At 46.1% G+C, this 11,792-nt stretch carries 9 protein-coding genes and 1 rRNA gene; 3 read left to right on the forward strand and 7 right to left on the reverse strand.

Features of this window, described 5'->3' with window-relative positions; all coding sequences use genetic code 11:
• Window positions 1-14: 14 nt before the first annotated feature.
• The 5 genes from WC496_12080 to WC496_12100 form a co-directional block, all read right to left on the reverse strand.
• Entirely contained in the window at window positions 15-728 is a 714-nt protein-coding gene (locus tag WC496_12080) for a hypothetical protein (GenBank protein ID MFA5293754.1), read from the reverse strand.
• Between the two features lie 85 nt (window positions 729-813).
• The gene (gene gyrB / locus WC496_12085; protein ID MFA5293755.1) at window positions 814-3,240 is read right to left on the reverse strand and encodes a DNA topoisomerase (ATP-hydrolyzing) subunit B; all 2,427 of its coding nucleotides are present in this window, start codon (window positions 3,238-3,240) and stop codon (window positions 814-816) included.
• A 47-nt stretch (window positions 3,241-3,287) separates the two neighbouring features.
• Window positions 3,288-3,632, reverse strand: a complete 345-nt coding sequence (locus WC496_12090; protein MFA5293756.1) for a DUF721 domain-containing protein — start codon at window positions 3,630-3,632, stop codon at window positions 3,288-3,290.
• 14 nt (window positions 3,633-3,646) lie between these two features.
• Window positions 3,647-4,753: a DNA polymerase III subunit beta gene (gene dnaN / locus WC496_12095; protein ID MFA5293757.1), complete on the reverse strand. Its 1,107-nt coding sequence runs from the start codon at window positions 4,751-4,753 to the stop codon at window positions 3,647-3,649.
• 425 nt (window positions 4,754-5,178) lie between these two features.
• On the reverse strand, window positions 5,179-6,150 hold the full coding sequence (locus tag WC496_12100; GenBank protein MFA5293758.1) for a WYL domain-containing transcriptional regulator: 972 nt from the start codon (window positions 6,148-6,150) through the stop codon (window positions 5,179-5,181).
• A gap of 165 nt (window positions 6,151-6,315) precedes the next feature.
• Between WC496_12100 and WC496_12105 the strand changes: the two genes are divergently transcribed.
• From WC496_12105 to lpxB, 3 genes are all read left to right on the forward strand, one after another.
• Entirely contained in the window at window positions 6,316-7,506 is a 1,191-nt protein-coding gene (locus tag WC496_12105) for an MltA domain-containing protein (GenBank protein MFA5293759.1), read from the forward strand.
• Between the two features lie 62 nt (window positions 7,507-7,568).
• A complete protein-coding gene (locus tag WC496_12110; GenBank protein MFA5293760.1) occupies window positions 7,569-8,330 on the forward strand; it encodes a thermonuclease family protein in 762 nt (253 codons plus the stop codon).
• An 88-nt stretch (window positions 8,331-8,418) separates the two neighbouring features.
• Complete coding sequence (gene lpxB, locus WC496_12115) at window positions 8,419-9,573, forward strand: lipid-A-disaccharide synthase (protein MFA5293761.1); 1,155 nt, start codon at window positions 8,419-8,421, stop codon at window positions 9,571-9,573.
• Between the two features lie 204 nt (window positions 9,574-9,777).
• On the opposite strand, the gene WC496_12120 is transcribed toward lpxB, so the two are convergent.
• Window positions 9,778-10,719: a DUF5655 domain-containing protein gene (locus WC496_12120; GenBank protein ID MFA5293762.1), complete on the reverse strand. Its 942-nt coding sequence runs from the start codon at window positions 10,717-10,719 to the stop codon at window positions 9,778-9,780.
• Between the two features lie 540 nt (window positions 10,720-11,259).
• Window positions 11,260-11,792, reverse strand: a 16S ribosomal RNA gene (locus tag WC496_12125); the annotation flags it as partial.

Raw genomic sequence — 11,792 nt, forward strand, 5'->3', positions numbered from 1 at the left:
TAACAGGAATTTCTTTACTTTAACTCCTCTTCCTGACCCTGTCCCGGCTGTTCCTTCATTTTATCAATCTTCTTGGCTTCCCTTGGCTGTTTTTTGGGAATTTGTACCTGTACGCCGAGCTTGCCGAGTTCGCTGGCAACTTCCGGCTGATACGGGTCAAGCTCGAATGCTCGTCTCAGGTAAACTTCCGCATTGGCGTTATCTCTTTTGAGCAGATAGAAAAAGCCGAGTTGTTTATTAATCACAACCGAATTCGGAGCCAGGTTATGAGCCTTCATATAACTCGAAAGAGCATACTCGTCGAGTCCTCTCTCCTGGAAAGCACGTCCTAAAAGCAGCGAATGTTTGGCGCTGACGCTGGCCTGACTTATATACATTTCAGCAAGCACTTCGCTTCTTTGTTTATCGCCCTTATCGACAAGCAGCTTTACGATGGACGCCTGCGCATCGTGATGCACCGGGTCGAACGCCAAAGCCTTGTTATATTCCCATTCAGCTTTGTCCCACAGACCTTCGCTGTGATAAATCCTGCCGAGGTCGTAATGCGTCTTGGCATCGCTGTATTTTTTGTCGAGTTGCTTCAGTAGTGCTTCCTTCTGAATGTCGCTCTTGCTGGTAAGCTCTTTATCGTTGATTTTTTCCCCTGTCGCGGTTTTCTGCTGTTCTCCGCAGCCGCCGATAATCGCACAAGCCAATGCTATGATCAGGACTTTGAAAATCATTTTCATCTCTCAATCCTTTCCAATTTAGTTTTCCTGAGACAATAGATAATAACAGTATGAATGCTTCCGTAAAATTTTCAAGTATTAAATTTTATATATCCAGATTCTGAACTTCAAGAGCATGTTCCTGTATATAAGTCCGGCGTTTTTCAACGTCGTCTCCCATCAGGATACTAAACAGCCTGTCGGCCTCGCCGGCATCGTCAAGAGTGACTTTCAGCAGCGTTCTCCTGTCAGGATCCATAGTCGTTTGCCATAGCTGTTCGGCGTTCATTTCGCCCAGGCCTTTAAACCGTTTTATTTCCACTCCCTTGCCGCCGATTTGTCGTATTCCAGTGCATATCTGGTCCATCGAGGCTATTTCATGCTCATCAGGCCCGTTTGTCAGCCTGAATTTTGTCGGGATGGCCTCGCCGGATACTTTACGCTCGGCTTTCAGCAGATAATCCTTAAAATCGAGCCCGAATTTGCTTTTCAGTTTTGCGTTAATCTCATTTGCCCGCGTTACTTCGTGCAATTCCTCGGCAAACAGTCTTTCGGCGCCTTCCGTCTCTTCGGAACCGATTAGAGCCTGGATTTCGGCATGTCTTTTTTCATATTCGTCCCTGTCGTGATAAAACTCCGACTGTCCTTCGAAGCGAATATGATATTCCGGCAGTTTTTTGCCGTTATAGTGTGTTTCTATGAAGTGCTTGAGCTGCACCCCTCGTTTTTCAAGTACGGCCACGTTGCGTTCGAGGTCGCCGAGCAGCTTGATAAGGTCCTTTAATTCCGCACCATTTATCTTCTTTTTTCCGGCAGACTCATTTATTATCAATTCCGTACCGTCAGTTCCGCGGGATACCATACGTTTCCGCATCGCCTGTTCGGTCAGGATATATTCCGATTTTTTCTGCCCTTTTATGGAAAGCTCGTAAAGTGGAGGCTGGGCGATATAAACAGCGTCTTTTTCGAACAGCTCCGGCATCTGCCTGAAAAGAAACGTCAGCAGCAGTGTTCGTATATGCGCACCGTCAACATCGGCATCGGTCATCAGAACGATTTTCCCGTATCGGCACTTGCTGAAGTCGAAATCGTCGGAACCGATACCCGTGCCCAGTGCGCTTATTATGGTGCGTATTTCCTCATGAGCAAGCATTTTGTCGAGTCTTGCCTTTTCCACGTTAAGAATTTTGCCCCGCAGCGGCAGAATTGCCTGAATATTTCTATCCCGCCCGCCCTTGGCGCTTCCGCCTGCGGAATCGCCCTCGACAAGGAAAAGTTCCGTTGACCCTATTTCCTTGCTCGAGCAGTCCCACAGTTTGCCCGGCAGACCTCCGCTGCTCAAGGCTCCTTTTCTTCGTGTCAGTTCACGTGCCTTTCGTGCGGCCTCTCTGGCCGCGGCGGCCTGGATGGCCTTGGTAAGAACTCTTTTGGCCTGCGCAGGATTTTCCTCGAGGTAATTACCGAGTTGTTCGTTGACGGTTGTCTCGACAAAAGTTCCTACTTCAGGATTGCTCAGTCTAACCTTGGTCTGCGCTTCAAAATGCGGGTCGGGCACTTTTACGGATATAACCGCGGTAAGACCTTCGCGGATGTCTTCGCCGCCCGGAGCCTGACCGTTTTTAAGCAGGTTCGCCTTGCGGGCGTAAGCGTTCATCGTACGGGTAAGGGCGGTTCTAAAGCCGCTCAAATGCGTGCCGCCGTCGATATTCCTGATGTTATTCGCAAACGCCAGCGTATTTTCCATATAACTGGTGTTGTACTGCATCGCAACCTCGCATGTCATTTTAGCCTGCGGGTCTTCCTTCGAGAAATATATAACGTCTGAATGCAGCGATTCCTTGCCTTCATTGAGGTGCTTAACAAATTCTTTCAGGCCGTCTGCAAAATGGTAAGTTTCCTTTTTATTATTCCTGTCGTCCTGAAAAGTGATTTTCACGCCCGCATTCAGATACGCAACTTCACGAATCCTTTTCTCAAGCGTTTCATAATCGAAGACTATATCACCGAATATCTGTTCATCGGGCAGGAATTTCACCAGCGTACCCTGCTTGTTTGTCGGCCCGACTTCTTTTACAGGTCCTTTTGCGTTGCCTCTTTCGCATACAAAGTGATATTGTTTGCCGTCGCGAAAAACCTCTGTTTCGAGCCATTCGCTCAGGGCATTAACAACGCTGACGCCCACGCCATGCAGTCCGCCGGAAACTTTATAAGCGTCATGGTCGAACTTTCCGCCGGCGTGAAGCGTCGTAAGCACAACTTCGAGAGCGCTTTTACCGGCTTCCTTGTGCATATCCACAGGTATGCCGCCGCCGTTATCCTCGACCGAGCAGCTTCCATCAACGTGAACTCGCACGATTATCGTATCGCATCTTCCCGCCATCGCTTCATCGATGGAATTGTCCAGCACTTCATAAACGAGATGATGGAGTCCGCCCTGCTGACGGTTGCCTATATACATCTCCGGCCTTTTTCTAACCGCTTCAAGGCCGGCGAGAATCTTTATACTACTGGCATTGTAACTATGGTCTTTCATATTTGCGTTTGAGTCCTTTTGTTAAATTTTACTCGCCTCTGGCTAATTTATTTCAAGCACAAAAGCCTGATTTCCCTTATGTTCGCCGATGGACAGGTTTCCTGCAGCTGTCTAAGTATCTCATCAGTTCTGTTTCGCAGGTGAAACATATATGGTCCCGGCTTGACTTTTACTTTCAGCACACCTGCCCGGATGGAATCCAGTTGACAATGTGCGGTTATTTCCTGGCCTGCAATTTGTTCGAACAGGTTTAATATCTCGATGTTTTTATCTGTATTCTTTGCGAACCTGCCGAGATAGTCGTATACATCGTTTCCCAGTGGTAAACTCGCCGGCTGTCTGTGTCCGACAATTTTTTTGTTTGCCTGTTCGAGTATAAAATCGCCGTCCATGGAAATACTCTTTTCTAAGAAAGACTTACCGGCATAACTATATAAACAAAATTCGCGCCGCTCTTTATCAGGCCCGGCCGGTCAGGCTGGCCCAGTTGCAGTTCGAACGAATCTTCACGGACTACTCTCAGCACATCCACGAGGAATTGCGGGTTAAACCCTATTTCCATCGGCTCGCCCTTATAGTCCACTTCCATCGCTATTTCAGCGTCGCCCATTTCCGGCGCCCTGCTGGTAAACACGAGAGATTTTTTGCCGAGCGCAAGTTTAACGCCCTTCGAATCTTCATTGGTAATAAGCGCAGCCCGCTTCACGGCGCTCAGCGTTGCGGCGGTATTAAGCTGTACCTTGTTCTTGTAATCGGCCGGAATAATATCTTCGTATTTCGGAAAAGTTCCTTCAACGAGGTTGGAACTGATTACAACTTTGCCGCAGGCGATAATTATCTTGCCGTCAACGAACTTAACGGAGACCTTATCTTTTTCGCCGGCTCCGACTTTATCGAGAAGCGCCATCGTCTTGGCCGGTACGATAAATTTCTCAGCTTCGATTTTCTTGTCCGCCTCTGCGTTCAGGCTTAGTTTATATTTCGCCAGTCTTCGGCCGTCTGTTCCGACAAGTATAAGTTTTTTACCGGCCGGCTCCCATAGAATGCCGCTCAGCGCGTATCGTGTGTTTTCTTTGGCCGTCGCGAAAAGGCAGTGCTCGACCGCTTCCTGCAATTTAACAAGGTCGGCCTCGAGCTGTGCGTGTCCGTCGAAACCGGGCACTTCCGGATACTGCTCCGGCTGATGACCGAAAATCGTAAAGTTGCTGTCGGCTCCGCGCACTCGGCAGGTCGCTTCCGCCACTTCCATCGCGAGAACTTCGTCAACGCTTTCACGCACAATTGCCGCCAGCCGCTCGGCCGGAACGACCGCTTGTCCTTCCTCTTCGACCTGCGCCTGCGGGATAAGGCAGGTTATGCCAATTTCAAAATCAGTTGCGCTGATATAAACTTTGTCTTTTCCCGCCTGAATCTTAAGCCCCTGCAGAATAGGCTTGGTAGTTCGCGAAGGAACAACTATTGTTACAAGGCCCAGTGCTTCAGCAAGTGCTGCTCTGTTAAACTTAACTTTCATTTTTCGTCCCTCTGTCTAAATCGTCTAAAGGATTTTACTAATTTCCAGCCTGTTAGTGTACACCAAAAAAATGGTTTTGGCAAAAGAGTTTTATAATACTCTTCTCTTTGTTTTAGGTTAAAAGTTACAGCCTGATGTTACTATTACTTATATTAATTAATTAAAAATATTAGTAGTAGTAATATAGCCTGCTATAATGTTAGAAGAACACAGAGGTTTCTATATAACTGCTTATAAATAAAGGTTTTGTGTGATAAATAAACCCAGGGCGATTGTGGATAACTTGTTATATTGCTTGTTGGGTACAAGGGGCTGGGGCTTTAATGAAATAGGGCCTTGGGGAGTTGGGGGATAGTTGCCGGAACACCTAACAGGGCAGAGCAGAGAATTCACAGGTTTTACACACGCCATATAACAGGCGCCACCTATAATTTTTTATGAAGTTCGACAAAATTTTGTGCTTTTTCCAGCACTTTTGTGCGCAGTGTGACCGGCGAAAGTACCTGTACCTGGTCGCCATATCCGAGCACCCACCAACTGATTTCGCCAAGCCCATCGACGCGAAAACTTAGGATTACCGAGCCGTCTTTGTTCCATTGAGCTTGTTGTGTACTATGCCACAAAACTTCCGTAACATTATGAGCTACGAGCGGAGAAAATTTTAGTTTGATATCGTAAAGTTTTCCTTCCGGTATCAGGCACCACGCCCTGCCGAGATATTCCTGAACATCGAAGTTGTCTCCGCCGGTAAATTTTTTATCAAGAACCTCCGCGCGTATAATTCTGCCGAGGTTAAAGGTTCTGACGGCCTTATGAAGGCTGGAATGGCCTATTACATACCATGCGCGTTTTTTATAAAGAAGATGATATGGATGAATGGTTGTGTCTATATCGCCGTTTTCATACAGGGACGAGTAAGCGATACGAAGCATTGTCTTTTTCCTGATAGCTTTCTGTACGGTACTGTAAACATCGTCGAGCAGCTTTATCGCGGCGTGCTGGTCCGGAGCAACGGTTATTTTCGCAAGCGTACTCTGGCAATACTGGCGGATATCAGCCGGAAGATTATTTTCTATTTTCAGCCCCGCCAGCAGCGCTGAATTTTTATACGGCATCGGCAGATGATTTCTCATCTTGTGTACGAGCATTAGAAGGCTAAGGGCCTCCTGAAGATTAAAATCGATGGGAGGCAGGAAAAATTTGGGGTCGATACTGTAGCCGCCGGTTTTGTTGTCGTATTTGTAAGGTACGCCAATGCTCTGCAGCTCTTTTAAATCCCTGAAAACCGTGCGTCTGCTTATACCAAGAAGGTTTTCGAGGTCCACGGGCGAATATTTCTGACCAGACTGAAGCGTGGTCAAAATATTGACGATTCTGCTGACTCTACTGTGTTTCATCCTCTTTTCTCTCATAATAAAAACAATAGCAGTGATTTGTCCGCTACTATTATATCAATCGGACAACCGTTTTTCAAAGATAATTTGCCTTTTCCGCCCCTGTCGGTATAATTTTTTCAATTCTAAAAAATATATTTAATCGTTTATTGGACTTTGAGGCAAATTATGAAAAAAACCGTACTTATTTTAGAACTTATACTTATCGCTTTCTTCGCGGCCAGCTGCCAAAAACCGAAAAAGATTGAGCCGGTCAAGAAACCGCTTCAGTACGACAAACCTTTGCCGCCGGGCCAGCTTGCATTGCGGAAAATAACAAACCCCTCCGACATTCCTGATTTTACATTCGCCTGCTACGACCTGGCAAACCTTAGAGCCGCGGTCGCCAACAGCCTGAACTATTTAAAGAAACCTTCCAGTAAACAGTTTTATCCTTATGGCGAAATCACCCATGACAAGGCAATTGACAGCCTCAAGGCGTTTGATGAATTATTAAACTCCAAACTTATCGGCGAAAAGCTGAACGAAGCGATACGTGAGAAATTCGACGTTTACATCTCTGTCGGCTGCGATGATATTGGTACCGTTTTATTTACGGGTTATTACACTCCGATTTTTGACGGCTCCCTGACCCGCACCGAGCGTTTTTGCTATCCTCTTTATAAACAGCCGGCCGACCTTCTAAAAGGCCCCAAGGGCGAAATCCTCGGCAGGCGCACAAAACAAGGCACCGCGCCGTATCCGTCAAGACAGGAAATCGAAAGTTCCAATATGCTTGCCGGCACGGAATTGATTTGGCTCGGCGACCCGTTTGAGGTTTATATCGCCCATGTTCAGGGCTCGGCCAAAATAAAACTGCCGAACGGCAAACTTACAGGTGTCGGCTATACCGCCAGCAACGGACATGAGTACAAAAGCGTATCAAAGGCGATGCTCGAGCAGGGCAAACTTACCGGCCAGCAGATGAGCCTGTCGGCGATGATAGATTACTTCAAGAAAAATCCAAATGAAGTCACCGGCTACACCCAGATGAATCCGCGCTTTGTATTTTTCCAGATAGAAAAGGGCGAGCCTCGCGGCAGTTTAAACGAAGAGGTTATACCGTATAGAAGTATCGCGACGGACAAGACCATTTACCCGCCGGCCTGTATGGCATTTTTCTCAACCAGGCTGCCTTTTGAAAAAGACGGCGTAATTTCGGAAAGGCCTTATACCGGTTTCGCCCTCGACCAGGACACTGGCGGAGCAATCAGGGCTGCCGGCAGATGCGACATCTATATGGGCCAGGGCGACAAGGCAGGCACCCTCGCGGGCAGGACCTATCAGGAAGGCCGACTCTATTATCTGTTTGTGAAATAACAAACCGGACAGAGCCGCGGTATGACGTAATATTGTTGTTTTTTAAAAGTCAGGAGAGAACTATGAAAAACAAAAATATTTTTCTTTTATGCGCTGTATCGTTACTTTGCGTTGCCGCGCCGTATAAATTCGATTTTGAGATTCCCGTCTTTGAACAGGCCGAATTTTCAAATGCGCCTTTATGTCAGGTCGTTCGGATTATCGATGGCGATACTATAGTTGTCGATATGAACAATCAGGATGTGAAAATCAGATTGGCAGGTGTCAAATCCGCGGACAAGTACAGCGTGGAAATGACTTCGTTTACTAAAAATCTTTTAAGAGGAGAAAACGTTTATATTATTGATGACCCGAACCAGAAAACGCCGGACAAATTCGGCTATCTTCCCCAATATGTATATCGCGCTCCCGACGGCTTGTTCGTAAACGCTGAAATCATTCGGCAGGGTTACGGCCGGGCGGACACAGAAACGCCATTTAAATATTCAGCCGAATTTCAGCAGCTCGAAAAATTCGCAAAAGAGCGAAGCAAGGGTTTTTGGGATGCCAGCCGGCCGGAAAAAATTTCGCAGCCGGCCCCGTCTCCGCCGCCGAAAGCATCAATCGCAGCAGCTGCACCGTCAGTACCGGTGGCGCCGACACTATCACCATCGCCGAAAACTTCAGCGGAAAATAATGATATAATTGTATACGTAACAAAGACGGGCAAAAAATATCATCTTGCGACTTGCGGTTCTCTGAGCAAAAGTTCTATTCCCATAAAGCTCAGCGACGCCAAGGCTCGCGGCTACACCCCCTGCAGCAGATGCAACCCGCCGCAGTAAATATAAAACTATTCCCGGCGAAATATCTGTATGCTTTTTCTCTCATTTCTCCTTGAAATTTGACAACTTTTATCTTAATTAAGGACTTATGAAGGATTCAGACCGAACATACCGGATTTTCATAAGTGCCGCCGAGCCAAGCGGCGACAAGCTCTGCGCAGGCCTTATAACCGCTTTGAAGCAGACAGGCCATAGCTTCGAATTTACAGGCTTTGGCGGTCAAAATATGGCCGATGCCGGCTGTTCGCTCCTTGTTAATACAACTCAAAGAGCCGCAATGACTTACAACGCTTTCAGTCATATCCTTTTCTTCCGCAAAGCCATAAAAACGGCTCAAAGGCACTTTGTCGCCGCAAAGCCCGACCTCGTGGTGGTTTGTGATTCGCCGAGCTTTAATTTTCATATCGCCAAGGCCGCCAAAAACGCCGGCACAAAGACCCTTTTTTATGTCGCTCCGCAGCTATGGGCCTGGGCCGAATGGCGGATTAAAAAACTTAAAATACTCTGCACCGCCGGACTGGCCGCGATACTGCCTTTTGAACCGGATTGGTTTGCACAGCGGGGCCTTGCCTGTCAGTTTGTCGGTAATCCTTTATTGGAGAGTATCGACGCCAAAAATATCGCGCCGAAAAAATACGACCGTTATTCCATTTCGCGCGCCCATATCGCGCTTATGCCCGGCTCGAGAGAAGCCGAGATAAAATCGCTCTGGCCCGCGATGCAGCACATAGCCAGAAGATTAAAGGCTCGTCATCCGCATATTCGGTTTACCGTTGTCGCGGCCAATAAGCAGGTCGAACAGACTTTAAGGCAGAGTGAGTTTAAAAGTCTTTGCTGCGATTACGCCCTTGACGCGGTTTACGACACTGCGAAAAAAGTCGATTTTACTCTCGTCGCCAGCGGAAGCGCGACTCTTCAGGTTGCCGCCGCCGCATGTCCGATGGTGATAATGTATCAGTCGAATAAATATCTCTGGCACCTCATCGGCAAAAGACTTGTGAAGACCAAATATCTTTCGCTTGTTAATATTCTTTCGCAGAAGGAGCTTGTTCCGGAATTTATGCCGTATTTTTCATCGGTTGCCCCTATCGTGGTCGCCTGTGAAAAACATTTGAATAATACTGATAAACTGTCGAGCCTCAGCGGCGAACTTAGCGAGCTTATAAAACCGATTACAGGCACAAACGCATCGCAAAACGTCGTGAAAATGATTATGGAGCAAATTGCTTCGGGGCCAACATAGTCTCTGGCCATAAATGAGGTTTACTATTTGTTGCCTTTCAGCAGCTTTTTATTCTGTGGGCTTTCTAAATAATTTTGTCTCGAAAAGGGTATGTACAATTTGTCCACACCCTTTCAACTGTACGGTTTTTTCGAACACCTCAAACTTTCAAGCCCTCGGTCGTCTGTGTTTTTGATTCTCATATTTTATTTGCCATACTTTAAATCAACCCCCTATCTTCTGATAAGCCATTACTATATATTTTTTGGCAATCTCAAAATCAAATGTACTCTTAATGTTTATTTCTAAATCCCCTGTTCCATAATGACCGATGTTAGTTACATCTCTTGAGATTTCCGGCAAATCTGTTAAACTTTTCGGAGTAAGTTTTATATATAAAATGATTTTTTTATTCTGGATTTCCATACATAAAATATTTTGAGAAATCTTATAGCCTATATAAAGCTTCTTGGGATTTTCTGTAATGGCAGGGTCTAAGCCTAAAACAAATTCCTGAACTTGCACAGCAAGCTCTTTTATCTTCTCTGGTACACCTTTAAAATGTTCCTCAAATGTATACGAGCCAGTGGCACGAGTTTCAGCGGCTTTTTTGCCCGCTGCTACCATTTTGGGATCCTTGTTGCTCACAGGGGTCTCCCCCATGCCTATGGATTCATAGGATTTCCTGAAAATTTCCTCCAGATAAAGTGTCGAATTTTCAAAAAATCGATAGCTCCATAGTTCAATATTAGCCCCCATAACCTGCACAGCATGAAGGTCATATTTCCTGAAATTTGGAGCAATACAAATAACCCTGACATCAGACCAATCTACCTTGGCATTATTTCCTAACTGCTTTTGAACGGCTATTTCAAAATCACCTTTATGATCATAAATCCATTGCAAATAAAATAAGCTTTGGTTAATTAATTCGGATGATTCTATTTTTTTATATTCTATGATTACGGGATTATTTTCCTCTGAAAGAGCCATAGTATCTATTCGGCCAGCATGACTATGACCGGTAGAAAATTCAGAAGCCACAAATCGACAGTTGAAAACTGCCTCAAGATTGCGTTCGATAAGATTTTGCAAATCTTTTTCGAGATTAAAATTGGTTTTCTCGATAACTTTTAATTTTTGCCCTGTAATTTCAAATAATGGCATATATAAATCTCCTTTTAAACAATATTTTTATATAAAGCTTTAATTTTTTTCTCTCTTCTATTTTCCCTCAAGCCTTCCTTACTAGTGAGTTTTCCTATGTAGCGATCTCATCGGGGCATCTTCTCTTTTACATTTTCTACCATTTTTATCTTTTTGTCAAAAGTTACTTTCTGCCTCATACCAAAATACTAACAAACTATTTATCGCTTAAATCCTTATAAATCAAACCCTTTTAAAAAATCGTAAACATCACCTTAATTAGTATTTATAACAACAGCTTTAAACCCTGCCTTCCGGCTCATAACAAGGGTGGGGGGTACAAATTGTACCCCCCCTTCAGTTGACCGATTAAATATTTCGTATCGGAGCCTGTCCGCCATAGTCCCTTAGGGACGACGGCGGATGCCTTGGTGGCTAAAAATAGCGCAATAAAAAAGCCCTGCCATTACTGACAGGGCCTTAATATCGAAAACAGTTGTTCCACGGCAGCGAAAATGCCTGACTGTTAACCTCTTGTGAGGGAGGTTAAGTTTCCTTTAGAAAGGAGGTGATCCAGCCGCAGGTTCCCCTACGGCTACCTTGTTACGACTTAGTGCCAGTCACCGAACTTACCGTAGGCAGTCGTCTCCCTTGCGGGTCAACAAACCGATTTTGGGTATTTCCGGCTCCCATCACTTGACGGGCGGTGTGTACAAGGCTCAGGAACACATTCACCGTGACATAGCTGATTCACGATTACTAGCGATTCCAACTTCATGAGGGCGAATTGCAGCCCTCAATCCGGACTGAGATAACTTTTATGCGATTTGCTCCACCTTACGGTCTTGCGTCGCTTTGTAGTTACCATTGTAGCACGTGTGATGCCCTGGGCATAAAGGCCATGAGGACTTGACGTCATCCCCACCTTCCTCCGGTTTAACACCGGCGGTCCTGTTAGAGTCCCCGCCTTGCGGCGATGGTAACTAACAGCAGGGGTTTCGCTCGTTATGGGACTTAACCCGACATCTCACGACACGAGCTGACGACAGCCATGCAGCACCTGTGAAAGTTTCACCCTTGCGGGCAGCCTACTC

Source organism: Phycisphaerae bacterium (genome assembly GCA_041652575.1).
GTDB lineage: Bacteria > Planctomycetota > Phycisphaerae > Sedimentisphaerales > UBA12454 > UBA12454.